Source organism: Devosia psychrophila (assembly GCF_000971275.1).
Taxonomy (GTDB): Bacteria; Pseudomonadota; Alphaproteobacteria; order Rhizobiales; family Devosiaceae; genus Devosia; species Devosia psychrophila.
Map to the genome: position 1 here is coordinate 16,064 of NZ_LAPV01000010.1, position 26,016 is coordinate 42,079.

At 61.4% G+C, this 26,016-nt stretch carries 22 protein-coding genes; 10 read left to right on the forward strand and 12 right to left on the reverse strand.

The window, feature by feature from the left end:
* Positions 1 to 73: 73 nt before the first annotated feature.
* Together WH91_RS01405 and WH91_RS01410 are read left to right on the forward strand one after the other, a co-directional pair.
* Positions 74 to 1,165 (forward strand): LacI family DNA-binding transcriptional regulator, encoded by a 1,092-nt coding sequence (locus WH91_RS01405; protein WP_046169228.1) that lies wholly within the window; start codon positions 74 to 76, stop codon positions 1,163 to 1,165.
* Between the two features lie 59 nt (positions 1,166 to 1,224).
* Positions 1,225 to 2,427: a pyridoxal phosphate-dependent aminotransferase gene (locus tag WH91_RS01410; RefSeq protein ID WP_046169262.1), complete on the forward strand. Its 1,203-nt coding sequence runs from the start codon at positions 1,225 to 1,227 to the stop codon at positions 2,425 to 2,427.
* Positions 2,428 to 2,703: 276 nt separating this feature from the next.
* Here the strand turns inward: WH91_RS01410 and WH91_RS01415 are convergent, their stop codons facing one another.
* The 6 genes from WH91_RS01415 to greA form a co-directional block, all read right to left on the reverse strand.
* Positions 2,704 to 3,807 carry a hypothetical protein gene (locus WH91_RS01415; protein ID WP_046169229.1) on the reverse strand — a complete coding sequence of 368 codons (1,104 nt, stop codon included), beginning with the start codon at positions 3,805 to 3,807 and terminating at the stop codon, positions 2,704 to 2,706.
* Positions 3,808 to 4,474: 667 nt separating this feature from the next.
* The gene (locus WH91_RS23995; RefSeq protein ID WP_143078160.1) at positions 4,475 to 4,636 is read right to left on the reverse strand and encodes a Thivi_2564 family membrane protein; all 162 of its coding nucleotides are present in this window, start codon (positions 4,634 to 4,636) and stop codon (positions 4,475 to 4,477) included.
* Positions 4,637 to 5,187: 551 nt separating this feature from the next.
* A complete protein-coding gene (locus WH91_RS01425) occupies positions 5,188 to 6,180 on the reverse strand; it encodes a magnesium transporter CorA family protein (protein WP_046169231.1) in 993 nt (330 codons plus the stop codon).
* 222 nt (positions 6,181 to 6,402) lie between these two features.
* Positions 6,403 to 7,296: a LysR family transcriptional regulator gene (locus tag WH91_RS01430; RefSeq protein ID WP_046169232.1), complete on the reverse strand. Its 894-nt coding sequence runs from the start codon at positions 7,294 to 7,296 to the stop codon at positions 6,403 to 6,405.
* Between the two features lie 32 nt (positions 7,297 to 7,328).
* The gene (gene trxB / locus WH91_RS01435; RefSeq protein WP_046169233.1) at positions 7,329 to 8,279 is read right to left on the reverse strand and encodes a thioredoxin-disulfide reductase; all 951 of its coding nucleotides are present in this window, start codon (positions 8,277 to 8,279) and stop codon (positions 7,329 to 7,331) included.
* Positions 8,280 to 8,526: 247 nt separating this feature from the next.
* Entirely contained in the window at positions 8,527 to 9,000 is a 474-nt protein-coding gene (gene greA / locus WH91_RS01440) for a transcription elongation factor GreA (RefSeq protein WP_046169263.1), read from the reverse strand.
* Between the two features lie 467 nt (positions 9,001 to 9,467).
* Here greA and ppk2 point away from each other — a divergent pair, with 467 nt between their 5' ends.
* Positions 9,468 to 10,379 carry a polyphosphate kinase 2 gene (ppk2, locus tag WH91_RS01445; RefSeq protein WP_046169234.1) on the forward strand — a complete coding sequence of 304 codons (912 nt, stop codon included), beginning with the start codon at positions 9,468 to 9,470 and terminating at the stop codon, positions 10,377 to 10,379.
* A gap of 34 nt (positions 10,380 to 10,413) precedes the next feature.
* Positions 10,414 to 12,651 (forward strand): FdhF/YdeP family oxidoreductase, encoded by a 2,238-nt coding sequence (locus WH91_RS01450; RefSeq protein ID WP_244542389.1) that lies wholly within the window; start codon positions 10,414 to 10,416, stop codon positions 12,649 to 12,651.
* A gap of 79 nt (positions 12,652 to 12,730) precedes the next feature.
* Here WH91_RS01450 and WH91_RS01455 read toward each other — a convergent pair whose 3' ends face one another.
* The gene (locus WH91_RS01455; protein ID WP_046169236.1) at positions 12,731 to 13,138 is read right to left on the reverse strand and encodes a helix-turn-helix domain-containing protein; all 408 of its coding nucleotides are present in this window, start codon (positions 13,136 to 13,138) and stop codon (positions 12,731 to 12,733) included.
* 81 nt (positions 13,139 to 13,219) lie between these two features.
* On the opposite strand from WH91_RS01455, the gene WH91_RS01460 reads away from it, so the two are divergent.
* Complete coding sequence (locus WH91_RS01460; RefSeq protein WP_425285345.1) at positions 13,220 to 14,437, forward strand: MFS transporter; 1,218 nt, start codon at positions 13,220 to 13,222, stop codon at positions 14,435 to 14,437.
* Here WH91_RS01460 and WH91_RS01465 read toward each other — a convergent pair.
* On the reverse strand, positions 14,419 to 15,315 hold the full coding sequence (locus WH91_RS01465) for a TolB family protein (RefSeq protein ID WP_046169238.1): 897 nt from the start codon (positions 15,313 to 15,315) through the stop codon (positions 14,419 to 14,421). The genes WH91_RS01460 and WH91_RS01465 overlap by 19 nt on opposite strands.
* 72 nt (positions 15,316 to 15,387) lie before the next feature.
* Positions 15,388 to 17,565: an AI-2E family transporter gene (locus tag WH91_RS22305; protein WP_052952519.1), complete on the reverse strand. Its 2,178-nt coding sequence runs from the start codon at positions 17,563 to 17,565 to the stop codon at positions 15,388 to 15,390.
* 140 nt (positions 17,566 to 17,705) lie between these two features.
* Here WH91_RS22305 and ettA point away from each other — a divergent pair, with 140 nt between their 5' ends.
* A complete protein-coding gene (ettA, locus tag WH91_RS01475; protein WP_046169239.1) occupies positions 17,706 to 19,361 on the forward strand; it encodes an energy-dependent translational throttle protein EttA in 1,656 nt (551 codons plus the stop codon).
* A 79-nt stretch (positions 19,362 to 19,440) separates the two neighbouring features.
* On the opposite strand, the gene WH91_RS22975 is transcribed toward ettA, so the two are convergent.
* A complete protein-coding gene (locus tag WH91_RS22975; protein ID WP_074797539.1) occupies positions 19,441 to 19,665 on the reverse strand; it encodes a DpnI domain-containing protein in 225 nt (74 codons plus the stop codon).
* On the opposite strand from WH91_RS22975, the gene WH91_RS01480 reads away from it, so the two are divergent.
* A complete protein-coding gene (locus WH91_RS01480) occupies positions 19,639 to 20,154 on the forward strand; it encodes a hypothetical protein (protein WP_171910572.1) in 516 nt (171 codons plus the stop codon). The genes WH91_RS22975 and WH91_RS01480 overlap by 27 nt on opposite strands.
* Positions 20,155 to 20,165: 11 nt before the next feature.
* Complete coding sequence (locus tag WH91_RS01485) at positions 20,166 to 21,017, forward strand: alpha/beta fold hydrolase (protein WP_046169241.1); 852 nt, start codon at positions 20,166 to 20,168, stop codon at positions 21,015 to 21,017.
* A gap of 221 nt (positions 21,018 to 21,238) precedes the next feature.
* On the opposite strand, the gene WH91_RS01490 is transcribed toward WH91_RS01485, so the two are convergent.
* Positions 21,239 to 21,670 (reverse strand): host attachment protein, encoded by a 432-nt coding sequence (locus WH91_RS01490; protein WP_074797546.1) that lies wholly within the window; start codon positions 21,668 to 21,670, stop codon positions 21,239 to 21,241.
* 193 nt (positions 21,671 to 21,863) lie between these two features.
* On the opposite strand from WH91_RS01490, the gene rarD reads away from it, so the two are divergent.
* A complete protein-coding gene (gene rarD / locus WH91_RS01495) occupies positions 21,864 to 22,817 on the forward strand; it encodes an EamA family transporter RarD (RefSeq protein WP_158409499.1) in 954 nt (317 codons plus the stop codon).
* Here rarD and WH91_RS01500 read toward each other — a convergent pair.
* Positions 22,814 to 23,704, reverse strand: coding sequence for a hydrogen peroxide-inducible genes activator (locus tag WH91_RS01500; protein ID WP_143078158.1), 891 nt, complete (start codon positions 23,702 to 23,704; stop codon positions 22,814 to 22,816). The two genes, rarD and WH91_RS01500, sit on opposite strands and share 4 nt — an antisense overlap.
* A 97-nt stretch (positions 23,705 to 23,801) precedes the next feature.
* Here WH91_RS01500 and katG point away from each other — a divergent pair, with 97 nt between their 5' ends.
* Complete coding sequence (gene katG / locus WH91_RS01505; RefSeq protein WP_046169244.1) at positions 23,802 to 26,006, forward strand: catalase/peroxidase HPI; 2,205 nt, start codon at positions 23,802 to 23,804, stop codon at positions 26,004 to 26,006.
* Positions 26,007 to 26,016 lie beyond the last annotated feature (10 nt).

The window sequence follows — 26,016 nt, forward strand, 5'->3', positions numbered from 1 at the left end:
TCAAATTGCTCTTTTGGATACCGCAAGTCAAGCAGAAATTGAACCGATACAAAAACCGTGCTATGTCAAAGGCATGGCATTGAAAAGCAAATCCGGCGTGGGCCCGAAATTCGGCGCAAGCATCAGGCTCAAGGACGTGGCGAAGGCGGCGGGCGTGTCGCAGGGCACGGCGTCCAATGTGTTCAGCAAGCCTGAAGTGGTGCGCGAAGAAGTGCGCGAACATGTGCTCACGGTAGCCAAGGAGCTTGGCTACGGCGGACCGAGCGTGACCGGTCGGCTGCTGCGGCAGGGCAAGGTCAATGCCGTGGGCGTCGCGGCGATACAGCCGTTGAGCTATTTCTTCGAGGACCCCTGGGCACGCCAGCTGATGAGCCACATTTCGGCAATCTGCGATGCAAGGGGGGCCGGAGTAGCGCTGGTGTCGGCGCTGAATGACGAACGGCTGGCCTGGAATATTCAATCGGCGCTGGTGGATGGCTTTGTGCTGCTCTGCGTCGAAGGGGGGGACGCGCTGGTCGAGATCACCCGGCAGCGGCAGCTGCCCTATGTGGCACTTGCAATCGCAGCCTCGGATCAAAGCATTCCTACGATAGGGGTCGACAATGTCTCTGGCGCCCGTCTTGCAGCGGAACACTTGATCGGCCTTGGTCACCGTCGCCTTGCTATCTTGTCGACGATGATGAGCCATGATGGCGGCGGCCGGATGAGTGAGGCGCAGCTCGAAGCGGCGACGTTCTCGACCTCGCGCGACCGCGTGCTCGGTTACTGGCTGGCGATGGACGCTGCCGGCATTCCGAGGACCAGTGCGGCGGTATTTGAAACCCGCGAGGACGAGGCAAGCACGCATGACGCGATGGCCGAGATGTTTGCGGTATCCGAACCGCCGACGGCGATCCTGGCGATGTCTGACAAGATTGCGCTGTATGGCGCGGACTGGCTGATGCGCCATGGCATCGCTATCCCGGGTGACGTCTCGATCGTCGGGTTCGATGGTGTGCCCGAGGGGGCAACCGCCCGGCCCAGCCTGACGACGGTGGAGCAACCGATGGCCGAGATCGCGCGGCTGGCGGTGGACGCGGCGCTGGGGGTTACGCATGTCGAGGGCCGGCAGATGTTGCAGACCCGGCTGGTGGTGCGCGAATCCACCGCGCCACCGCACGCGTAACGCTTGCCCAAGGGCATGGGAGCCCCTATCAGTTTGCCCCGTATTCCGGGGGATTGATGATGGGTTTCTTGTCCGAGGCACTGGAGCGCGTTGCGCCGTCCGCCACTGTGGCGATCAGCCAGAAGGCGCGCACCATGGCGCAGGAAGGCCGCGATATCATCGCACTATCGGCCGGCGAGCCCGATTTCGATACGCCGCTGAATGTGCGCGAAGCTGCTGTCCGCGCGATGAACGAGGGCAAGACGCGCTATACCAACGTGGACGGAATTCCCGAGCTGAAGGCGGCGGTGGCGGCCAAGTTCAAGCGTGACAACGGGCTGGACGTCACGGCTGCCGATTGTTTCGTCGCCTCGGGCGGCAAGCAGATCATTTTCAACGCGCTGATGGCGACACTCAACCCCGGCGACGAAGTCGTGGTGCCGGTGCCCTATTGGGTCAGCTATCCGGAAATCGTTCGGCTGTGCGGGGCGACGCCGGTGTTTGCGGTGGCCGATGATACGACGGGGTTCAAGCTGCGGCCGGATGTGCTGGAAGCGGCGATTACGCCCAAGACCAAATGGCTGATCCTCAATACGCCTAGCAATCCGACCGGCGCGGCCTATTCGGCCGATGAGTTGCACGGGCTGGCGGACGTGCTGCTGCGACATCCGCACGTGCACATCCTCACCGACGATATCTATGAAGTGCTGGTCTACGACGGGGGCACGTTCGCTACCATTGCTCAGGTGGAGCCCAGGCTGCAACCGCGCACGCTGACGATGAATGGCGTGTCGAAGTCGCATGCCATGACCGGCTGGCGCATCGGCTATTGCACCGGGCCGCGGGTGTTGCTGGCGGCAATGACCAAGCTGCAGAGCCAGTCGACCACCAATCCGAGTTCGATCGCGCAATGGGCGGCGGTGGAAGCGCTGAATGGGCCGCAAGAGTTTTTGGCCGATTGGCGCGCAGTGTTCCAGGGGCGGCGCGATCTGGTCGTCAAGGGGCTCAATGCCAATACCGGGCTCGATTGCCTGACGCCGGAGGGGGCGTTTTACGTATTCCCGTCATGCAAGCGGCTGCTGGGCAAGACCAGTGCGGGCGGGGCGGTTTTGACCACCGACGAGGACTTTGTGATGGCGCTACTGGAGGAGACGGGCGTGGCGCTGGTGCATGGCACGGCGTTCGGACTGCCGGGGCATTTTCGGTTGAGCTATGCGGCTAGCAATGCAGAGCTGGGAGAGGCGGTGAAGCGGATCCAGGGCTTTTGTGCTGGTATTAGGTGAGGGGCCGGCCGTCCTGTTCGAGCAGCGACAGCCGAACTATCTCCACTTCTCGCCTTGAGGGAAAAGGTGTCCGAAGGGCGGATGAAGGGTGTCTCACTTTAGCCTCAAGGATAGGAGAGCGCAGAAACCCTCACCTGGACCTTCCGCTCAACGTGCCAGGTCCCCTCTCACTCAAGTGGAGAGGGGGAGAGCAAGTTCGTGGAGGGTGTAAGCCATCCGGCCTTAGGCCTGGCGGCTTCCAAATAAAATCGGCCACTGGCGTGATTTTGCCTGCGGCTATTTTCCCATCCAGCTCATGAAGCCCGTGCTGTCACCACCGGCTTCGGCGAACATCTGGGTGAGTTTGCTGGTGCTGTTGTAGCTATCGACGGCGGCCTGATAGAAGCTTTCGCTCCAGCCAGCGGCCTGGCGTTCTTCGGTGCTCATGCCGCCGAACAGCGACATGATGTTCTGGCTGAAGGCAGTTGGATCGCTGGACTTGGCGGCACTTTGGAATCCGGCGACGAGCGCTGCGCCGCTCTTGCCGCGCATTGCGGTCTTGGCTGCGCTGGCTTCTTCGACGGTGAATTTGCCGGTGCTGTCGAGCACGATCGAGGACAGCGTGCGGCTATCAAACTTTGACATGTCGATGTAGGTGCCGACTGAGGTCGACTTGTTGAAGGTGGGTGCCTTGCCGGTCTTGATAGCATCGGCATAGAGCGCATCGAGCGTCTTGCGGGCAGTGGTGGCGACATCGGCGATGGGCTGGGGCTTGATCTGCTCGCCGGCCTCGACGAGGGCCAGGTACAGCGCGACGGGATCGTCTTCGCCGGCATCGGGGAAGGTCTTGGGGTCGGTGGCGAGCTGCTTCTGGGCGTCGGTCACGGCGGCGCGGCCGGCGATCCAGTCGGCATCGGCTTTTTCCTCGGGGCCAAGTGCATCGAGGAATTCGGCAGCGGCTTTGTAGAGGGCGGTGAAGTTGCCGGTGACCTTTGCGAGGCCGGCCGGGCCTGCCATGGCCGACTCGAAGCGGCGCTGCATTTCGATGCCGGCGGCTTTTTGTTCGTCGGGGGTAAAGGTGTCGTCCTTACCCATGGCAAAAAGCTCGCGGGAATCGAGGCTCGATAGATCCACGGCCAGCTTGTCGCCTTCGAGCGGCGAAGTGCGCGCGGCCTCTTTGAGCAAGGCGAGGAGTTTGGCGCGGGTTTCGCTGAGGACGGTGACGAAGTCCTTGGTGGCCAGCGCGGCCTTGGCCTCGTCGGAGAGGGTGACCGAGGTGGCGGACTGGCCGGTCGTGCTGGCGACGGTGGTTGCCGTTGTCGAACTGGTGGTTGCCGCCGTCACGGCTGCGGCGGCCTTGTAATATGTGCTGGTCGAATAGGTGGTGCTAACGGCAACCATCGGACGCTCCTGCGATCGGGCGTTAACGAATATGCAAGCATTGTGCCGCGGGAAAAGCTGGCGAAATCAATGGGCTGGTTCGGTGGGGATGTGCCGGGCGGCAGGAATTGCCGGGCAATAGTGCGCCGGAAATGAAAAGGCCCCGCCCGAGGGGATGGGCAGGGCCCAGGGGTCAGCAGCCGAAGCGTCTGACCTTGGGGAGAGCGGGGCCACCGGCGCCGCTGAACTTGTGTGTCGTTTATCTGATGCGGCGCTGCGGCGCACAAACGCGCAATTGGAACTGCTGCCATGCAGATTCGAAGATGGGAAAAAAAGAGGCTCCAACCGAAGTTGGAGCCTGATGATAGGGCCGAAGCCAAATCGTAAGTATGGCCCAGCGCAAGGGAGGAGGATATGCGCCGAACCGGTTGGACCCAGGCCGAGGGAGGAGGATACGGCCTAAATCCGGTGTCGCAAGAAGCGGGTCCGAGGGAGGAGGATACGGAGCGGCTTCACCAGCGACAAAGCCAATATAGGTTTTGACCGTTTGGTCAGCAATGCATAGGTCAACATGACTGCCATGCATTTTGAACAGCGGCATTGTGTCAACCATACCAAGGTGGCTTGTCGCGACAGAAAGCGCCGCTGATCGCTTCAAGTCAAGCGACCAGCCACGCGGCAGCTAGGACTAGAATACGGCGAGGTATTTCAGCAGCGAGATGATGCCGATGACGATGACGACGACCTGCAGGATCTGCCGGATATTGCCTTCGATGGGCAGGCGCTGAACCAGCCAAAGAATGAGGACGATCACCAGGAAGGTGATCAGGATACTGATCAGGACAGACATATGACGCTCCATAGGCGCAGATCGCGCGGGGGAGTAACGCGAGCGTGAGCGGGAGGTTGCGTGGGGCGTTGTCGAGATGAAAAAAGGCCCTGTCCGAAGACAGGGCCGAATGAATGGCCGAAGCCAATCGAAAGTGGGGCAGAGAGCAAGGGAGGAGGATATGCGCTCTGCCAGTGAACCTTGATCGAGGGAGGAGGATACGATCTCGGTTCGGTGTCGCGATACTTGGCCCGAGGAGGAGGATACGGACCGCGTCTCAGCGACGATCTACATATGAACTCTATCAGACAGATAGACAATGCAATGTCTGACATGTCAGCCATGCGTTTCTGCCGGAGGTGTGGAAAAGAATATGGCCCCGCTCGAGGGGAGAGCGGAGCCATAAGTTGCGAGAACAGGTCTCGCAAGGAGGGAACGCAGCAGGGCGCAAGGGAGAAGGAGGCGCACCCGCTGTGTAAGAAGGCATATAGGCGCTGAGCTTCTGCCCAACAATTGGGCGCGTAGCATGTTAGTTATGCACCAGGCGCATACGATTTGGGCTTTGCTCGCTCCTACAGCCAGCCCCGGCGCTTGAAGAAGAGATATGGGAAGATAGCCGAGGCAATCATGGCGCAGATCGCGAGCGGATAGCCGAACTGCCACGCCAGTTCAGGCATGTGCTCGAAGTTCATGCCGTAGATCGACGCCACAAGCGTCGGCGGCAGGAAAATAACCGCAGCCACCGAGAAGATCTTGATGATCTGGTTCTGCTCGAGGTTGATCAGCCCCAGGGTGGCATCAAGCAGGAATGTGACCTTGTTGGACATGAAGCTGGCGTGGTCGCCCAACGCAGACGCGTCGCGTTGCAAGACCTTGAAGTCCTGGCGAATGTCGCGCATCGCCTTGGCGTCAGGGTTGTTGCTGGTCTGATGAAAGGTCGTCAGCCGCAGGATGCTGACCAAGCTCTCGCGGACCAGGGTCAGCATGTCGCCCTTATTGCCGATTTTTTCGATCAGGGCTTCGAGATTGCGGGCCTTGCGGGCGGCTCCTTTGACGCGTGGACGAAATACATCGCGCGAGATGGCGTCCAGTTCCTCGCCGGTGGTTTCCAACACCTGCGCCAGCCGATCGATGAATGCCTCAAGCAGGCCGACCATGACATGCTCCCCGGTGGGCAGGGGGCGGCCCCCTGTCCGTGTGGCGGCGGCTTCGAAGATCGCGAAGGGGCGAGGCTCAGAATAGCGGATGGTAACGAGCGTCTTGTCGGTCAGAACGAATGTGACTGGCGTCTTGATCGGGTCATGCTCATGCAGATTGGTCAGCACGGTGAGGGTCATGAACTCGGCATTGGCCTCACTGTAGAGGCGGGCCGACGGTTCGATGTCTTTCATTTCGTCGCGTGTTGGCACGAGGATGCCAAGGCAGCTTTCGACGAAGTGCTCTTCTTCGCGGGTCGGGTTGATCAGGTCATACCAGATCGCGTTGTCGAAACCGGTGCGGTCGGACAGGCCATCGGTGATCGAGCAATTCAGGTGCGTGCCGGAAGTGGTGTAGATACGCAGCATATTGAGGTCCTTTGCACGGGCAACCCAGCCCGCCGGACCTCGAGGTCACGACGTGGTTCGGGCGGTCCGCAATCTAGATCGACTTCGGGAGTCGGGGTTCACAGTCGTGTCCTAGGGTTGTCAACGACCTGGCAGAAATGCGCCCGAGACCGAAGGTCGTCAAGGTGCAAATACCGCTGAGGGGGTCGCAAGTTAGTGTGGCCCGCGGCGCTTCTAGCGGAGCTAGAAGCTCCACTCCCTGGCCTTAGCGACAAGGAAGTCGCGGAACACGCCGACGCGTTTGGAATTTTTCAGCGCGGGCGGATACACGAAGTAGGCCTCGTAGGCGGGCAGCTCGATATCGGGCAGCACTTGCACCAGACCGTCTTCGCTTTCCGTGACATAGTCGGGCAGCATGGCGATGCCGGTGCCGGCGCGGCAGGCCTGCATCATGCCGTTGATGGCGTTGACCTTTAGCGCGGCGCGGCGCGGGCTTGAGTCAGTGCGGCCCATGCGCTCGAGGAAGTTGATATCGCCGAGGTAGGACGGCACCGGCTCGCCGAAGCTGATGATGCGGTGATCGTCGAGCTGTTCGCCGCTGGCGGGCATGCCGTATTCGGCGATGTACTTTTTGGACGCGTAGAAGTGGTTGTGCACCGTGAACAGCTTGCGCTGGATCATCTCGGACTGGTTCGGGCGATGCAGGCGGATGGCAACGTCGGCCTCGCGCATTGCCAGATCGAGCTCGGCGTCGTTGAGGCGGATTTCGAGCTGGATCAGCGGATAGAGCTTGAGGAATTCGTCAAGCCGCGACGATAGCCAGGTTGAGCCAATACCCACCGTGGTGGTGACGATGAGAGGGCCGGTCGGGACGTCCTGACTTTCGGACATCTGGGTTTCCACCTGCTGCAGCTCCCAGTGCATGCGGTGGGCGGTGCGGAACAGTTGCTCGCCGACCTCGGTGAGAACCAGGCCGCGGGCATGGCGGATGAAGAGCTTGAGGCCCAGATCATCTTCCAGCGCCGAAATCTGCCGGCTGACAGCCGACTGGCTCATGCCCAGCTTTTCGGCGGCGTGCGTGAAACTGCCCGACTCGGCGGCGGTGTGGAAAATCCGGAGTTTGTCCCAGTCGAGCATTTCTTTTGACGCTTTCTAGTTGGGTCGGCTTGTTACTCCGCCGCTTCGGCGAGTTCGTGTTCAGCGAGGTATCGTTCAGCTTCCAGCGCCGCCATGCAACCCATTCCAGCGGCCGTGATTGCCTGACGGTAAACGTCGTCGGCCACATCTCCAGCGGCAAACACGCCGGGAATGTTGGTTTCGGTGGTTCCCGGCTTCACCTGCAGGTAGCCGCCGGGCTTCATGTCGAGCTTGCCGGCAAAGATCGAGGTTGCCGGAGCGTGGCCGATGGCGATGAAGATACCGTCGATCGGCTGCTCGTATGTACGATTTGTGACGGTATCACGAAGTGTCACGGAGTTGACCGATGGCGGCATGGCCGAGCCACCGATTTCGGCGATCTCATGGTTCCAGCGCACTTCGATCTTGGGATGCTTGAACAGGCGTTCCTGCAGGATGCGCTCAGCGCGGAACTCGTTGCGGCGATGGATCAGGATGACCTTGGAGGCGAAATTGGTGAGGAACAAGGCTTCCTCGACTGCGGTATTTCCACCGCCGACGACCAGCACTTCCTTGTTGCGATAGAAGAAGCCATCGCAGGTAGCGCAAGCCGAGACGCCAAAGCCCTGGAATTTCTGCTCGCTCGGCAGGCCCAGCCATTTGGCCTGGGCGCCAGTAGCGATGATGATGCTATCGGCTGTGTAGACCTCGCCGCTATCGCTGGTCAGCACGAAGGGATGCCTGTCGAAATCGACACTGACGATCAGGTCGTTGATGATGCGCGTGCCAACATGTTCGGCCTGTGCCTTCATCTGGTCCATGAGCCATGGGCCCTGGATGACGTCGGCAAAACCGGGATAATTCTCGACGTCGGTAGTAATGGTCAGCTGGCCGCCTGGCTGCAGACCCTGAATCATCACCGGTTCCAGCATGGCACGCGCCGCGTAGATCGCAGCGGTGTAGCCGGCAGGGCCAGACCCGATAATGATGACTTTCGCGTGCATCGCGACGCTCTCCGACAAATGCGAGTAGTTCCTCTGCCGCTAGTTAAAGGGCGAAGGAGCACTCTTTCAAGGCAAACTGTGTTTTCACAGGGCATGTGCCTGTGAAACAGACGTAAATATCACACCAGAAGCAGGCGAATGCCCGAACATTGGGCATGGCGCGCCGAACGCGACGGCAGATAGTGCCGCGTGCGCCCTTTTTGCCATGTCCGAATCGTAGACAACGCCAGTGCCGCCTGAAGAAGGGTCAGACGTATTTAATCTTGAGGATTTCGTAGCTTCGGGCGCCGCCGGGAGCTGACACCTCGAACGAGTCGCCCTCTTCCTTGCCGATCATGGCGCGGGCGATGGGCGAGGAAATCGAGATGCGGCCGCCCGAAGCGTCAGCCTCAGGATCGCCGACGACCTGATAGGTTTTCTCTTCCTCGGTCGCTTCGTCAATATAGGTTACCGTGGCGCCGAACTTGACGGTGGTGCCGCTCAGCTTGCTGATGTCGATGACATCGGCGAGCGCCAGGATGGTCTCGAGTTCCTTGATGCGGCCTTCGTTGAGGCTCTGCTGTTCCTTGGCAGCCGAATACTCAGCGTTTTCGGACAGATCTCCATGGGCGCGTGCCTCAGAGATCGCCTCGACGATGCGTCGGCGCTCGCTGGCAGTACGGTGCTCATATTCGGCGGCCAGGGCCTTTTGGCCACCGATCGTCATAGGGATCTTTTCCATTTCGTCGCCTCCAAGCGGCACGTCATTCAATAGGCTAACCCCCAGCCAAATCCGTTCGGCAAAGCGCTTCACGATTAGTCTTGTGGGGGAGATGGGCGCAAACTGCCCGCCCGCCGCGTCGCGGTCAAGCGGGTGCATGCGAACAAGATGGTCATGTTCACACGCACAATCAAGTTTTAGCGCAGTTTGAAGCGAAAGCGGCAGTTAATTCATTAGGGAGGATGATGTGGCTGCGAGCGATCTTGCCACTCGGCCATAGGCCTCATGGCCTTCTGACCTGAGATTGCTCCACTGGAGCAATCTTGCCGCGCAGCGGCCGGTCGCCACTCGAGCACAGCTCTCGTGGCCTCCTCACCTGAAATTGCTCCGCTGGAGTGATTTCGCCCCTAAGGGCCGATGAGGAGTGTCACAAAATTGTAATGTCCGTATGGCCATTGGCGCCAAACGTGTTGCCCGGGGGAGCTCCCATGACCAGTCCTGATCTGCAAGCCGAACTTGACCGTATCCGCCAAGAAATTTCCGACAGTTTCGACGAGGAACTGGAGCTGCAGTTCGAGGACGACCAGCTGGAAATGCTGGCTGGCGAAAATCGGCCCGGCGGCAAGACGCTGGACCGGCGCATTTATTTCCGGGAACTGTTCCGGCTGCAGCACGAGTTGGTGCGGCTGCAGGACTGGATCTCGCATAACAAGCTCAAAGTTGCGGTGGTGTTCGAGGGTCGCGATTCAGCCGGCAAGGGCGGCGCCATCAAGCGCATTACGCAGCGTCTCAATCCGCGCGTCTGCCGCGTGGTGGCGCTGCCGGCGCCGAGTGATCGCGAAAAGTCTCAGTGGTATTTCCAGCGCTATGTGCCGCACCTGCCGGCGGCCGGCGAAATGGTGCTGTTCGATCGCTCCTGGTACAATCGGGCCGGCGTCGAAAGAGTGATGGGCTTCTGCAACCCAGACGAGTTGGAAGAGTTTTTCCGCTCGGTGCCGGAATTCGAGAAGATGCTGGTCCGCTCGGGCATCATCCTGATCAAGTTCTGGTTTTCGATCAGCAACGAGGAGCAGGAATTCCGCTTCAAGATGCGCATCGAGGACCCGCTCAAGCAGTGGAAACTGTCACCGATGGACATGGAATCCCGCCGCCACTGGGAAGATTACACCCGGGCCAAGGAAGACATGTTCAACCGCACGCATACCTCGGATTCGCCATGGTGGGTGGTGGAGGCCGACGACAAGAAGCGGGCGCGTCTCAATGTCATCGCGCATCTGCTTGACGCCATCCCCTATGGCGACGTGCCCAAGCAGGAGGTGATCCTTCCCGATCGCATCCGGCATCCCGATTATGCCCGTGGCCCGGTGCCACAGGGCATGAAGGTGAAGCCGGTTTACTGAGGCATTCACCTCTTCCTCCAAAGTGAGGTGAAGAGTGCTTGCACCCGGAGCGGGCTGCGCCGACAATGGCGGCGCAGCAAGCCGGAGCAGTGCATTGGCCGATACCAGCCACATCGTGGGCGGAGGACCCAAGAAGGTCCTCTATACTCTCGCCACCATCGCGCGCATGGGTGTCGGCAAGGCCGGCAAGGCGCTGACCGCCAAGAATGCCTGCAAGGCCTGTGCCTACGGCATGGGCGGGCAGCGCGGCGGCATGACCAATGAACTCAATGAGTTTCCATCGGTCTGCAACAAGAGCGTGCAGGCGCAATCCACCGACATCCAGCCGGCGATTCCGCACGAGGTGTTTGCCCATCCGCTGACCGACCTGCAGGAGCTGAGCGGGCGCGAGATGGAGCATCTGGGGCGGCTGGGGACACCGCTGTTCAAGCGCGCAGGCACTGACCGGTTCGAGCCGGTGGATTGGGAGTTCGCGATTTCCCATGCCGTTGGCAAGCTCAAGGCGACCGATCCGAAGCGGAGCTTTTTCTATTCGTCAGGTCGGTCGTCCAACGAGGCCGGGTTTATCTTCCAGTTGCTGGCGCGAGCCTATGGCACCAACAACGTCAACAACTGCTCGTATTATTGCCACCAGGCCACCAGCGAAGGCCTGGCAACGACGATCGGCAAGGCGACCTCCAGCGTCGAGCTGGAAGACCTGACCGGGGCGGACCTGATCTTCGTGATCGGCGCCAACCCGTCCTCGAACCATCCGCGCTTCATTCATATGCTGAAGAACTGCCGCGAGCGGGGCGGGCAGGTCATCGTCATCAATCCTGCGAAGGAGCCGGGGCTGGTGAAGTTCGCGGTGCCGAAGTCGCCGAGCTCGATGCTCAAGGGCGGCAGCGAGATCGCTTCAGATTACGTGCAGCCGCGCATCGGCAGCGACATCGCGCTGATGAAGGGCGTTGCCAAGGCGGTGCTGGAGCTGGGGCTGGCCGATACCGGATTCATCGTGGCGCATAGTTCGGGGTTTGAGACCTTTCACGGCGATATTGATGCGCTGAGCTGGGAGACGATTGTCGAGGCCTGCGGCATTTCACGTATCGAGATCGAACATATCGCGCGTCAGTATGGCCGGGCGAAGCACGCGGTGTTTGCCTGGGGTATGGGCATGACGCATCACATCCATGGCGTGGCCAATGTGGAGGCGATTGCCAACCTCGCGATGCTGCGCGGCATGGTGGGCAAGCGCTTTGCCGGGCTGTTGCCGCTGCGCGGGCATTCCAACGTGCAGGGCATTGGCACCATTGGGGTCAAGCCGGTGCTGGCCAAGGATGTGCTGGAAAAGATGGAAGCCGCATTCGGGGTCAAGTTTCCCGAGGAGAAGGGCTTCGACACCATGGCCTGCCTCAAGGCGGCGGAAGCGGGCGATGTCGACAGCGCCGTCATCATGGGGGGCAACCTTTGGGGCGCTACACCCGATACCGCCTTTGCCAGCCGGGCCATGGGAGCCATCGGGTTCAAGCTGTTCCTCACCACAACGCTCAACATGGGCCATGTGCATGGGCTGGGCGATGGCGAGGTAATGATCTTGCCGGTGACGGCGCGCGACGAGGAGTGGGAGCCGACGACGCAGGAGTCGATGTTCAACTATGTGCGGCTATCGGATGGCGGCATTCGGCGGCTGGACAATGTGCGGCCGGAAAGCTGGATCCTGGGGGAAATTGGGCAGGGTCTGATGCCCAACTCGCCGATCCAGTTCAAGGCGTTCAGCGCCCATTCCAAGGTGCGCGACGCGATTGCCAATATCGTGCCCGGCATGGAGGAACTGGCCGATATCGACGTGGCCAAGCGCGAGTTCCACATCAAGAGCCGGGTGATGCATACGCCTGAATTCGGTACGCTGGACGGCAAGGCGCATTTCGTAGTGACGCCACTGCCGGTTTTGCAGCGCGAGCGCCTGACGCTGGCGACGATGCGCAGCGAGGGCCAGTTCAACACCATCATCTATGAGGAAAAGGACAGCTATCGCGGCGGCGCCGGGCGGCATGCGGTTTTTCTCAATGGCGAGGACATGGCGGCGTTCGGGGTGAGCGAAGGCCAGTCGGTGACGCTGGCGTCGGATGTCGGTCGAATGACTGCGGTGGTCACCCTGTTCGACTTGCCGCGCGGCAGTGCGATGGCTTATTATCCCGAAGCTAACATATTGGTTGGGACCGAAGTTGATCCCCGAAGCAAAACTCCGGCGTTCAAGTCGGTGCCGGTCTGGATCGAGACTTTACCGGCTTAACATAGCGACGCGTTAGTTAATTGCCGCTCGGTTGCCATACAATATCCGCCAGGCCCCGGGCATGGGGCGCTGACAAGCGTCAGGCCGATTTCGATCCGGGTTTAAGCGAGGCTGTCAGCAGGCGGCGGAAGCTCTTGCAATCCAGATGCGTCGGGGCGGGACAGTCTGCAACATGCTGCAGGGTATCGCGCAGTTCGCCGAGCCGGCGGATTTGGACATCGATTTTCGCGGCCTGGTGGCGCAGCTGCGCTCGCGGAAGCTCGGGCCGGGCCTTGCCGCCGAACATCCCCGCGATTTCATCCAGCGTAAACCCCGCAGATTTGCTCAGGGCAATCAGCGCAAGCTGCAGGAGCACGTCGGGCTCGTACTGACGTCGCAGTCCCTTGCGGCCGGCCGAAGAAATCAGGGCAATATCTTCGTAGTAACGCAGGGTAGACGGGCTGTTGCCGGTCCGTTCGACGACCTCGCCGATATCGAGCAGATTCATTCTTGACCTCAAGTTGACTTGAATTCGTAGAGTGCCAGCGAAATCAGGTCAAGCGAGGTAGAATTCATGACGGAGATGGCGTTGAAGGATCGCAGGGGGGCGGGGGCAGCCCTGGCGCTCGTCATGTTGCTGGGGTCGCTGGGCACCAGCATCGCCAACATCGCATTGCCGACGCTGTCTGCGGGTTTCGAGGTGCCATTCTATCAGGTGCAATGGGTGCTCATTGCTTATCTCGCTGCATTGACGCTGTGCGCAGTGATCGCGGGCCGACTGGGCGACCAGCATGGCAAGAAGCGCATGGTGATCTCGGGACTGGCGATATTCTGCGCCGGTTCATTAGCCTGCGGCATAGCTTCATCGCTGCCGCTGCTCGTGGCCGCGCGGGTCCTGCAGGGCATAGGTGCTGCCTTTATGGTCACCTTGAGCATGGCGTTGGTCCGGCAGTCTAACAGCGGCGCAAGCGTGGGAAGGGGGCTCGGGTTGCTGGGGGCAATGTCCGCACTGGGAACCGCCCTAGGGCCAAGCCTCGGAGGGCTTTTGCTGTCCACTACCGGCTGGCGTGGCATTTTTCTTTGTCTCGTCCCGCTTGGTATAGTCGCCTGTTGGCTGGTTATCCGGATATTGCCCGATGATGCCGGGCAGAGCAGGGTCAAGCGCGGCGGCGGTTGGTCCGTCACGTCAGGAATGCTTCGAGGGATGGCCTGCAACTTTCTGGTTGCCGGCGTAATGATGACGACCCTGGTGGTGGGGCCATTCTATCTCAGCATCGGGCTTGGGCTCGATAGTCTGGCAACGGGCCTTGCCATGACGGTCGGCCCGGCGCTTTCCATCGTGACCGGCCTACCCCTTGGACATGGGGTAGACCGCTGGGGCACGCGCCGGGCAGTGCTGGCTGGCTTAGGCGCGATGGGTATCGGCAGCATCGGCTTGGCTGTCTTGCCGCAGGCGCTGGGCCTTTTCGGTTATCTCGCTGCAATCGCCGTTCTGACACCTGGCTATCAGCTGGTTCAGGCTGGCAATGCGGCTGCGACGATGGAGGCGGCTGGCGACAACAGGCGGGGCACGGCTGCAGGCCTGTTGGCGCTTTCACGCAACCTTGGGCTGATTCTAGGCGCTTCGGTGATGGGCGCCGTATTCGCGCTGGGCGGTGGGACGGCGGAACTAGCCGCGCTGACACCGGCGGCGGTTGGTGATGGTTTGCAGCTGGCGTTCGCCGTGTCCGCCAGCATGATCGCCGTTGCGTTCTGGCTGTCTTGGAACAAATCCGAACCTGTCCAGACTCATGGCGCGACCGGATAGGCCACATAGGCCAGTCTGCGGCTATCGGGCGCCCATGAATTGACGTTGATGGTGCCCTGGCCGCCGAAGAAATCGGCGATTATGCGCAGAGGACCGCCGTCGGGACCCATCAGGCGCAGCAGCACCTGCTTGTCGGCGGGGTGGCCGATGGTGCCCTGGGGAAAGCTCAGCACCGCCACCTGCCGGCCATCGGGCGACAGATGTGGGAACCAGTTGACGTAGCTATCGAAGGTCAGCTGTTCGAGGTCGCTGCCATCCGCGGCGCTCATGCGGAAAATCTGGGCATGGCCGGGCCGGGCCGCCGCAAGTTCGGAGTTGAAATAGATCCAGCGGCCGTCCGGCGAATATTCGGGGCCATCATTGGGCATCGATAGGTCGGTCAGCCGCGTATCGGGACCACCGGCAGACGGAATGCTGAACACATTGACCTGCCGCTCGGCATCGCGCTGCTCGATGGCGACATAGGCCAGCGTTTCACCATCGAGCGAAATGCCGTGCAGATAGTAATGAAACGGCGTCGCATGCGTGTTGGAAACCCGGCGCGGCGTGCCGCCGGTGAACGGCACGGCATAGAGATGGCCATCGTCGGAGCTGACATAGATCGTCCTGCCATCTGGGCTAAGCACGTGGTCATTGTTGAGATCGGCCAGGTGACCGGTATCGATCGGCTCGGGCGTGCCGCCGGTCGCGGCAATGCGGAACAGGTGCCCGCCAGCATTGAACACCAGCCACTTTCCATCCGCCGACCAGTTCGGCGCCTCGATCACTTCATCGGCGGTGAAGATGATTTGGGCCGCGCCGTCGAGATCGATGACAGTCAGTTCTGAGCGCTGGCCGGCGGCAAGCGAGCGACCACGGCGGGGGAAAGCAAAGGTCACGGTGTGCACCTGCGATGTGAGTTCGACGCAGCCTAGCGCACAACGTTTGCTCTCGCCAGCGGCCGATCGGGCTTACCCAGCGCTGACATTTCCGAATCGTTGCACGAGGTCCTGAGCAGCCGCTTCGAGGCGGGTCACGTCTTCCTCGCTAAATGCACGCGGCTCGTAATCCAGCAGCGCCAGCGCGCCGACGCAGGTCCCATCTGCCAGCACCAGCGGCACGGCCGCGTAGAGGTCGATGCCATTGGTCTGCAGATAGGCATTTTCACCCACCAGTGGGTGCGCAGTCTTGGAGTGAACTACCAATGGCTGGCGGGTTTCGGTGACGATGCTGGTCAGATGGAAGGCCGCATCGTCTTCGACATGGCGGTCGTCCTGCAACAGGTTGATCGTCGCGAAAGGAATTTCGAAGCTATCGGCTATCTGCTCGATGGCCTGGCCGAGTGCATCGTCGCCGCGGCCCGCCCCGGCGAAGGGTTCGGCCCTACCGCTGGCTTGCAGGTCGTCGGATGCATGCCGGCGCAGGCCGGTCAGCGCCCCGTCGACCGCGTCATCGACCGAGCGGTAGATGGTGTCGACATGCAGCGTTTCGTTTGACTCCTGCGCGCTGAGGTCGTTCAGGGCGCAGACGGCGACGCGAGCCTCCGGCGCCATGCGACGGATGCGGCGGGATACGTAGCGGGTATGCGTCCGGATATCATCGCCCATAAAGACCAGAACCACGACTTCGACGCCTTCGAGATCGAGGCGGCCAATCGCCTCCTGCCGTACGGCCACTGGCGGCAGGACCCGGCTCTCGATGCCCTCGTTGGCCAGACGAATGCCGAGAAGGGTTGCGGCGCATTCGTCTATCTCCGTGCGCCCGCCAATCAGCAGAACCGAACTGTGTTCGGGCCATTCGACCGTGGCGATCTCCCTGATCAGCGCCTCGAACGACTCAACCAGTCGGCGGCGCTGCGGCAGGGCGTCGGGGCCATCGGCCAGCTCATTGCTGGCCAGGCGGAGGGCGGGCATCATCACACCGTCAAGGTAATGCTGGGTATTATGGGCCTCGATATGATCTTCAGTCATTTCGATGGCGTCTTCCGTCGCGCCTCGAAGCATGCGCTGGTAGAGCCGCTCCGAAGGGGAAAGCACCGGCTCGCTGCCCAGCAGCGTTTCGAGGAACTGGAACTGCGGCAGATGGCGGCCGATCACCACGAGACATACCGTCATCGGCGTAGCGAGGATGAGGCCGACAGGGCCCCACAGGGTGGCCCAAAACATGGCGGAGAGCAGAATGGCGATGGCTGATACGCCGGTGCTCGATCCATAAAGACGCGGCTCGATAACGTTGGCCGTGGTGAGATCGAGTAGCAGGAACAGCCCGACTGACAGGATCAGCATGTCCCAACCCGGATCCACCGCAAAGGCGAGCAGGAACGGCACGACGGCGATTATCAGAGCGCCGACAAAGGGGATGTAACGAAACAGAACGATCAGAAGACCCCAAAGTATCGCGCTGGGCACACCGATCAGCCAGAGCCCGATGCCAAAAATCGTGCCGTAGACGGTATTCACGGCCAGTTGGATCAGCAGATAACGGCCGACGCGTTTGCTGGCATCGGCGATGGCGATATTGGCCTTGGAATAGCGTCCGCCACTGACCAGCCGAATGAACCGTTCCTGCAGGTCACCGCGTCCCATCAGCAGGAAAATCAGGAAGACGGCGACGATGGCCACGGTGGCGACCGGGCCGATGATCGAGCCCAGCACCGAACTCAGGATACCCAGCGGCCCGATCTCGTTTGAGATGGTAACAGGGATGGGTGCGCCGGGCCGCGTCTCGGTGCTGGCCATCTGGTCGCTCAGGCCCGCGATGGCGCCGTTGATCTGCTCGAGCAGGGTGTTGTTGCCAAACTGCTGCTGCAGGCCCGCGATCTTGGTGGAGATGGTCTCCTGATAGCCGGGCAATTCCGCTGCCAGCTTAATGATCTGGGTTCCGGCCAGGTAGGCAAAGCCCGAGAGCGCGGCGAGAGCCAGAGCGACAGAGACGATGACGGCCACCGGATCGGGCAAGTGCAGGCGCCGATTGAACCAGGTGACGAGCGGCGCCAATGCGAAGGCCAGCAAGGTCGCCAAAACCAGCGGCACCAGTATGCCGGCGCCAAGATAGAGCAAGGCGGCCAGGAGCACGAAGGTCGCCACGCTTTCGAAGACGCTGGAGCGGTGTGGGAGGTCTGGGGTGAAAGGCAGTTGACGCTGGGACAAGGCAGGTGATCCTCCGGGCTCACGGAACGCGGAACGCCGCAAGATGTTCCTGCCGCCCGGGCTTGTGCCCGTTGCCCCTCGGAGCCTGTTGCCCTACATAGGCGGCCAACTCACGTCATCTCTGAAGAGGTTGCAGGCCTATGGCTCGCCAGTTCATTTATCACATGCACGGAATGTCCAAGTCCTATGCCGGCGGCAAGAAGGTTCTGGATAATATCCATCTCAGCTTCTACCCCGATGCCAAGATCGGTGTGCTGGGCCCCAACGGCTCGGGTAAATCGACGCTGCTCAAGATCATGGCTGGCGTCGAGAAGGAATTCCAGGGTGAAGCCTGGGCCGACAAGGGCGCCCGCGTCGGCTACCTGAGCCAGGAGCCGGAGCTCGACCCGGCGCTCAACGTGCTGGGCAATGTGATGACCGGCATGAAAGAGAAGAAGGCCGTCGTCGATCGTTACAACGAGCTGATGATGGACTATTCGGACGAAACCGCCGACGAAGCCAGCAAGCTGCAGGATCAGATCGACGCCGAAAACCTGTGGGATCTCGAATCGCAGGTCGAAGTGGCGATGGAAGCGCTGGGTTGCCCGCCCGGCGATGCCGATGTGACGACGCTGTCGGGTGGCGAACGCCGCCGCGTGGCGCTGTGTGCGCTGTTGCTCAGCAAGCCCGACTTGCTGCTGCTCGATGAGCCGACCAACCATCTCGACGCCGAAACCACCGCATGGCTCGAACGCCATCTGCGCGAGTTCCAGGGCGCCGTGCTGATCATCACCCATGATCGCTACTTCCTCGACAATGTCACCGGCTGGATTCTCGAGCTCGATCGCGGTCGCGGCGTTGCCTATGAGGGCAATTACTCGGCTTATCTCGGGGCCAAGGCCAAGCGCTATGCGCAGGAAAAATCCGAAGACCAGGCCCGCGCCAAGGTGCTGGAGCGCGAACGCGAATGGATGGGCCAAAGCCCGCAGGCGCGCCAGACCAAGTCGAAGGCCCGTCTCAAGGCCTATGACGATCTTGTCAAGATCAACGAAGCACGCTCGCAGTCGGGCACGGCTCAGATCGTCATTCCGGCCGGCGAACGGCTGGGCCACAATGTCATCGACATCGAGGGGCTGTCCAAGTCGTATGGCGACCGGCTGCTGATCGACAACCTGACCTTCAAGCTGCCGCCTGGCGGCATCGTCGGCATCATCGGCCCGAACGGCGCTGGCAAGACCACGCTGTTCAAGATGCTGACCGGCCAGGAAACTCCGGATGGCGGTTCGGTGACCGTCGCCGAGAACGTGCATCTCGGTTACGTCGACCAGAGCCGCGATAGCCTCAACCCCAACAAGACCGTCTGGGAGGAAATCTCGGAAGGCGACGAAATCCTGATGCTGGGCAAGCGCGAGGTGAACTCGCGTGCCTATACCAGTTCGTTCAACTTCAAGGGCGGCGACCAGCAGCAGAAGGTTGGCAATCTATCGGGCGGGCAGCGCAATCGCGTGCATCTGGCCAAAATGCTGAAAAGCGGCGCCAACGTCCTGCTGCTCGATGAGCCCACCAACGATCTAGACACCGAAACCCTGGCGGCTTTGGAAGAAGCTCTCGAGGAATTCGCCGGCTGCGCCGTGATCATTAGCCATGATCGCATGTTCCTCGACCGCCTGGCCACGCACATGCTGGCGTTCGAGGGTAATTCGCATGTGGAGTGGTTTGAGGGTAATTTCGCGGACTACGAAGCGGACAAGATCAGGCGTCTCGGCGCCGATGCGGTGAACCCGAAGCGGGCTACGTATAAGCCGCTGACGCGGTAGGCCCCGAAATGCAACTAGAGGGTGGCGTGCCATTGGGCCGCCATCCTCCAACTAATATATGAATTCGCGGCGCTCTCATTCAGTACGATGGCTGCAATCCGATAAGAAGGCCTGTCGTCGGCCGGTCGGTACAAGACGGACAGAAGAAATCGGCCAAGGGGCTGTTATTTGGAAACTGGCTTAGCTGCGATGCACCGCAGTTAACGCAGTAAACCCAGTCGGCCACCCAGCGCTCTGTCCAAACGCGGGCGTTTTGCGACCCGCTAAGATAGATTGATTGGGCCTCTTCGAAACCGAGTTTCATGCGTTCCTGCCCCTATTCGATGAGAAGATCGCTGCATGGCTCATTACTGTCAACGTTACCAGCCTGTCGTCCCAAAACTCCGCGACACCCGCGCATTCCCGCGCTAACAGTTCCTTGCGGCATTGGCTGTTGCTTTGGGGGCATGACTTGAAACGAATGATTGGGGTGGTCGCGTTGGCGGCTGCTGTTTTGGGCGCGATGGCGGTAGCGGGTTATGCGGCGCCGGGGCAGTGTACGGTTAGCGGCTATAGCGCGTTTGATTGCGACGTGGTGACGGATGGGGGCGGGCTGACGTTTGGCCTGCCGGATGGTCGCACTTTTGCCTTTGCGTTGATGGAAGAGGGCGTGGGGATGGGCTACCTGATCGAGGCCGATGCGGCGCCGGGTGCCCGGCCGGAGGAAATCCACGATCTGCTTGCCGTGGATGGCAAGCCGGGATGCTGGGCGCGCGAGGATGAGTTCGAGTTCTGCGTGCTGATCGAACAGTAGGAGTTCTGCACATGGTGGGTACGCCATTTACCGTCCAGGTCGGCGGTGCGCGTCTGGCTGGGCTCAAGCTGGGCGAGGGATTGCCGGTGGTGTTCTTGCATGCCGGGGTCTGCGACAAGCGGATGTGGCAGGCGCAGATGAGCATGGTCGCCGAGGAGGGCTGGCAGGCCGTGGCCTATGACCGGCGCGGCTATGGCGAGACCACAAGCCCCGACGAAGCCTTCAGCCATATCGATGATCTCAAGGCGGTGCTCAACGCGCTGGATATTCATGCGGCGGTGTTTGTCGGCTGCTCGATGGGCGGCGGGCTGGCGGTGGATTTCGCGCTGCGTAATCCGGGCCGGGTGATCGGGTTGGTGCTGATTGGGACTTCGGTGACGGGGTCGCCGTGGACCTCCAATGAGGCGGAAAGCCAGCTCGAGGCGGCAGAAGAAGATGCCTATGAGCGCGGCGATCTCGACATGATCAATCGCGTGCAGGCGCATTTGTGGCTCGATGGCCCACGCACCATGGGCGGCAGGGTTACCGGGGCGGCGCGTGAGTTGTTCCTCGACATGAATGCCATTGCGCTGGCAAAGCCGGAACTGACACTGGAAGAGAAACGAGACAGCGCCTGGGACAGGATGGGCGAGATCGGTGCGCCGACCTTGCTGATGGTGGGCGACGAGGATTTTTCGGCGCTGATCGACCGGCATGAGTATTTGTCGGAGGAAATGCCGAACGCGTTTGCGGCGGTGTTGGAAGGTGCGGCGCATATTCCGAGCGTGGAGCGGCCGGATTTGGTGAACACGATGTTGATCGAGTTTCTGGATGCGATTGAGGGTGGGGATGATGAGGGGGAGCATGGTGACGAAGAAGAATAGCAGGAAGAATACCCCCACCTAGCCTCCGCCTGAAAAGGGGGAGGGACTTGATCCAGTTTGTCCCTCTATCGACGTCTAATCACCGGCCGGATTCCTCCCCCTATCAGGGGGAGGCTAGGTGGGGTATCCGCTTCATGCAAAGAATCCAAGCAATGAGAAGCCGATTCAACTGGCTGGTGAGTTGAATCGGCTTCACGCTTTAATGCATTGAATTTGCTAAATTAAGCCGCGAGGATCGCCTCGAAATGCTGGTCCAGTTGCGCTGTCGGGATATTGGTTAGGTCCTTGTTGATCTCGGCCAGCACGGTTTTCTGCACAGCCGGGGAAATGGCTTTGCGCAGGTCGCCGAGGGCGATTGGTGCGGCGGCGATGACAAGGCGATCGAAGTCGCCCTTTTGCTGATGGCGGCCTAGCGTGGCAGCAACCGATTTGACGAATTCGGTTTCACGGTAGGCGACTGGGTCGGTCTTGGGAACAATGCCGCCGCCGCTTTTGCTGCCGGGGCGGTCGCTGGTGATGTCCCGCGCCTGCAGCGCCTCGATCGACCAATCGAGACCTTCGACCTGCTTGAGTCCCTTGCCGGGGCCGGTGTTCTCGAGCACGCGCGCCTGTGCGCCGTCTGCGATCAGAACCCAGGTGATGGTCTTCTTCATGTTGAAACTCCTGCTGGTGAAAAGTCTGATGCGCCTTTGCAAAGAGGCACCGGCAGTCAACGCCCCGGCGCCAAAAAGGTTGGCGCGATGCATCAGCTTTGCATCATGTAACGATCACAAACTCTGATTGGCGATGGGTGGCCGGCGCTGCTATCAGGGGGCTTGGAGCATCCAGACGGATGCGGAGTTTTTCATGTCGCTTCCCGAATCCGCGCCCGAGGCCATCGCGCCTGAGACGGTCACCGCTCCCGCCACGCCGGACGCAAGCGATGGCAGCCGGGGCGTGTTGGCGGCTTTGCTCGCCTATACACTTTGGGGCTTCCTGCCGCTGCTGTTCCGGCAGGTCGAGGCGGCCGGATCGGTGCTGATCGTCGCAGAGCGGACCGTGTGGTCGCTGATCCTTTTGGCGGTCATACTCGCATTTTCCGGTGGCTTTGGCGAAGTGCGGACGCTGTTTTCCGACCGCAATCGGGCGCTAGGAACACTGCTTTCGGCGGTGCTGCTGGCGGGTAACTGGCTGATCTATGTGTGGGCGGTGGAAACTGGCCAGGTGCTGGAAGCCAGCTTCGGCTATTTCATCAATCCGCTGGTTAACGTGCTGATGGGGATGATCCTGCTCGGCGAGCGGCAGAACCGGCTGCAGACGATCTCCATTTTGATCGCCGTCATTGCCATCGGCATTCAGGCGGTGGGGCTGGGCAAGATTCCGTTCGTGGCGCTGAGTCTGGCGCTGTCGTTCGGCTTCTACGGCTATTTCCGCAAAACCGCGAAGCTTGGACCGGCTTCGGGCCTGTTTGCCGAGACGGCGATGCTGACGCCGGTGGCAGTTGGGTTTATCCTATATGGCTTGGTGACCTCGGGGCCGGGCGTGCATGCCGATCCTTACCTGCTGACGCTGCTGGTGCTGACCGGGCCGGCGACGGCTATTCCGCTGCTGCTGTTCGCATTCGCGGTGCGGCGGCTGCGGCTGACCACGATCGGGATGTTTCAATACATCGCGCCGTCGATCCAGTTCCTGGTGGCGATCTACCTGTTCGGCGAGCATCTCAACGGTTTGCGGCTGGTCAGCTTCGGGCTGATCTGGGTGTCGCTGCTGGTGTTCAGCTATGACAGCTTCAAGCGGCGCAAGCGGGCAGCAATGGTCTAGGGATGCGTTGCACGGATAATCTCGGCCATCTTGTCGAAGGTGGCGCCGAAGGGTGTGGCCTCACGCCAGACCAGCGATAGCAAGCGACCGGCGCCGGGCGAGACCAGGTCGTGAATGGCGATGCGCGGGTCGGTGGCCTCCTTGCGCAGGGCAATGCGGGGCAGCAGCGTCACGCCCTGACCATTGGCGACGAATTCCACGATGGTGGAAAGCGAGGTGGCGGCAAAGGTGCGGGCGCCGGGATCGCCGTCGAGCCGGCAGGCCGCGATAGTCTGGTCGCGGAAGCAATGACCCTCATCAAGCAGCAGGATGCGCTCGGGTGCCAGGCTGGAAAGGGAAACCGGCGTGGTGGTACCCTCGCTGCGGCTGGTGGCAAGGACGAAGGCGTCTTCAAACAGCGGGCGGCTGACCAGTCTGGGGCCGTGTAGTGGCGCGTCCGTGCCGATCAGCGCCACGTCGAGGCTGCCATCGACCAGCCCGGCAATCAGCGCATCGGTGCGGTTTTCGCTGACGGTGAAACCGAGGCCCGGCAGTCCAGCGGTCAGCGCCGGAAAGATTTCGGGCAGCAGGTAGGGCGCGACAGTCGGAATAAGGCCGAAGCGAATTGGCCGGTCCGGTTCGCCGGCGTGGCCTAGCGTGAACGCGGCCAGGGCATCGGCGCTTTCCAGCACTTGGCGAGCGCGAGACACAAACTCCATGCCAAAGGGCGTCGGACGAACGCCGGACTTCAGCCGGTCGAACAGCGGTGTGCCACACAGTTCCTCGATGGCCTGCACCTGCTGGCTGAGGGCCGGTTGGCTGATGTTGCAGGCCTTGGCGGCGCGGCCGAACTGGCCGGTTTCGGCCACTGCGACGGCGTAGCGCATTTGCTTGAGGGAAAGGTGCACGATAAGCCTCGCTTATGTAGTATCGAAGCATTATCAATTGGCCTAATGAATGTCACGTGCTTATAAGACGGCAAGCAGCAAGCGTCAGGAGCCTATGATGAGCGATCCACACTCCCCCAATCCGCAGACCCAAGCCGAGGGCGGGAAGTGCCCTGTCGATCACGGCGGCGGCGGCGGTGGCGCCAAGAAGCATGGCGGCAATGGCCAGTGGTGGCCCAAGCAACTCGATGTGCAGATGCTGCACCGCAATTCGTCACTGTCCAACCCGCTCGCCAACGAGTTCGATTATGCCGAGGCGTTCAAGACTCTCGATCTGGCTGCAGTCAAGCGTGACCTTACGGCGCTGATGACCGATAGCCAGGAATGGTGGCCGGCTGACTTCGGGCATTATGGCGGTCTGTTCATCCGCATGGCGTGGCACAGCTCCGGCACCTACCGCATCACCGATGGCCGTGGCGGCGCCGGGCAGGGGCAGCAGCGTTTCGCGCCGCTCAATTCGTGGCCGGACAATGCCAGCCTCGACAAGGCGCGGCGCCTGATCTGGCCGATCAAGCAGAAATACGGCAACGCCCTGTCCTGGGCCGACCTGATGATCCTGACCGGCAATGTCGCGCTGGAATCGATGGGCTTCAAGACCTTCGGCTTTGCCGGTGGCCGTGCTGACGTCTGGGAGCCCGAAGAGCTGTTCTGGGGGCCGGAAGGCACCTGGCTGGGTGACGAGCGCTACAGCGGCGAACGTGAACTCAGCGAGCCGCTCGGTGCTGTGCAGATGGGGCTGATCTACGTCAACCCGGAAGGCCCCAACGGCAATCCGGACCCAATCGCCTCGGCCCGCGACATTCGCGAAACGTTCAAGCGCATGGCGATGAATGACGAAGAAACCGTGGCGCTGATCGCGGGTGGCCACACCTTTGGCAAGACGCATGGCGCGGGCGATCCGTCGCTGATTTCCGCCGAGCCAGAAGGCGCCGACCTTGAGGATCAAGGCCTCGGCTGGAAGAGCAAGCACGGTACGGGCTTCGGTGCGGATGCAATCACTTCGGGCCTCGAAGTGACCTGGACGCAGACTCCGACGAAGTGGAGCAATTTCTTCTTCGAAAACCTGTTCAACTACGAATGGGAGCTTTCGGCCAGCCCGGCCGGCGCCAAGCAGTGGGTTGCCAAAACCACGGACGCGGTGATTCCGAACGCTTTCGATCCGTCCAGGATGCACCTGCCGACCATGCTGACGAGCGATCTGGCACTGCGTTTCGATCCGATCTACGGGCCGATCTCGCGCCGCTTCCTCGAACACCCCGATCAGTTTGCCGATGCTTTCGCACGCGCCTGGTTCAAGCTGACCCACCGCGACATGGGCCCGAAGGTGCGTTACCTCGGACCAGAAGTGCCGGCCGAAGACCTGATCTGGCAGGATGTCATCCCCGCCGTCGATCATGATCTGGTCAACGACGCCGATATCGCGTTCCTCAAGGGCAAGATCGCCGCCTCGGGCCTTTCGGTATCCGAACTGGTCTCGACTGCCTGGGCCTCTGCCGTCACCTATCGCGGCTCGGACAAGCGTGGCGGCGCCAATGGCGCCCGCATTCGACTGGCGCCGCAGAAGGACTGGCTGGTCAACCAGCCGAGCCAGCTGGCGCAGGTTCTGGCCACGCTCGAAGCCATTCAGGCTGAGTTCCAGGCTGGTGGCAAGAAGGTGTCGCTCGCCGATCTGATCGTGCTCGCCGGCGGCGTCGGTATCGAGACTGCCGCCAGGGCCGCAGGTAGCGACGTCGCGGTGCCGTTCACGCCCGGCCGCATGGATGCTTCGGACGCGCAGACCGATGTTGTTTCGTTTGCGGCGCTCGAGCCGCGCAGTGACGGTTTCCGCAATTACTACAGCAATCGTGCCTTCATGGAGCCGGAAGAGTCGCTGGTCGATCGGGCACAACTGCTGCGTCTCACCGCGCCAGAAATGACGGTGCTGGTGGGTGGGCTGCGCGTGCTCAAGGCCGGGGTCAACGAACACGGCGTGTTCACCAATCGGCCCGAGGCGCTGAGCAATGACTTCTTCCTCAACTTGCTGGACATGGCTACGGTGTGGGCACCCAAGGCCGGTGAAGAGGGTGTCTATGAAGGCCGCGATCGCAAAAACGGCGAATTGCGTTGGACCGGCACCCGCGTCGACCTGATCTTCGGCTCGCACTCGCAGTTGCGCGCCATTGCTGAAATCTACGGCCAGTCGGATTCGTCTGCCAAGTTCAGCAGGGACTTCGTCGCAGCCTGGGTGAAGGTCATGAACTCCGACCGGTCCGACCTGCGCTAAGCTACCGACG

Coding starts and splice junctions, on each gene's coding strand:
- greA (WP_046169263.1), bottom strand. CDS start 9,000: ATGGAAAAGATCCCTATGACGATCGGTGGCCAAAAGGCCCTGGCCGCC.
- WH91_RS23995 (WP_143078160.1), bottom strand. CDS start 4,636: ATGTCTGTCCTGATCAGTATCCTGATCACCTTCCTGGTGATCGTCCTC.
- rarD (WP_158409499.1), top strand. CDS start 21,864: ATGTCGCTTCCCGAATCCGCGCCCGAGGCCATCGCGCCTGAGACGGTC.
- WH91_RS01405 (WP_046169228.1), top strand. CDS start 74: ATGGCATTGAAAAGCAAATCCGGCGTGGGCCCGAAATTCGGCGCAAGC.
- ppk2 (WP_046169234.1), top strand. CDS start 9,468: ATGACCAGTCCTGATCTGCAAGCCGAACTTGACCGTATCCGCCAAGAA.
- trxB (WP_046169233.1), bottom strand. CDS start 8,279: ATGCACGCGAAAGTCATCATTATCGGGTCTGGCCCTGCCGGCTACACC.
- WH91_RS01490 (WP_074797546.1), bottom strand. CDS start 21,670: ATGAAGAAGACCATCACCTGGGTTCTGATCGCAGACGGCGCACAGGCG.
- ettA (WP_046169239.1), top strand. CDS start 17,706: ATGGCTCGCCAGTTCATTTATCACATGCACGGAATGTCCAAGTCCTAT.
- WH91_RS22975 (WP_074797539.1), bottom strand. CDS start 19,665: ATGAAACTCGGTTTCGAAGAGGCCCAATCAATCTATCTTAGCGGGTCG.
- WH91_RS01410 (WP_046169262.1), top strand. CDS start 1,225: ATGGGTTTCTTGTCCGAGGCACTGGAGCGCGTTGCGCCGTCCGCCACT.
- WH91_RS01455 (WP_046169236.1), bottom strand. CDS start 13,138: ATGAATCTGCTCGATATCGGCGAGGTCGTCGAACGGACCGGCAACAGC.
- WH91_RS01485 (WP_046169241.1), top strand. CDS start 20,166: ATGGTGGGTACGCCATTTACCGTCCAGGTCGGCGGTGCGCGTCTGGCT.
- WH91_RS01425 (WP_046169231.1), bottom strand. CDS start 6,180: ATGCTGCGTATCTACACCACTTCCGGCACGCACCTGAATTGCTCGATC.
- WH91_RS01415 (WP_046169229.1), bottom strand. CDS start 3,807: ATGGTTGCCGTTAGCACCACCTATTCGACCAGCACATATTACAAGGCC.
- WH91_RS01430 (WP_046169232.1), bottom strand. CDS start 7,296: ATGCTCGACTGGGACAAACTCCGGATTTTCCACACCGCCGCCGAGTCG.
- katG (WP_046169244.1), top strand. CDS start 23,802: ATGAGCGATCCACACTCCCCCAATCCGCAGACCCAAGCCGAGGGCGGG.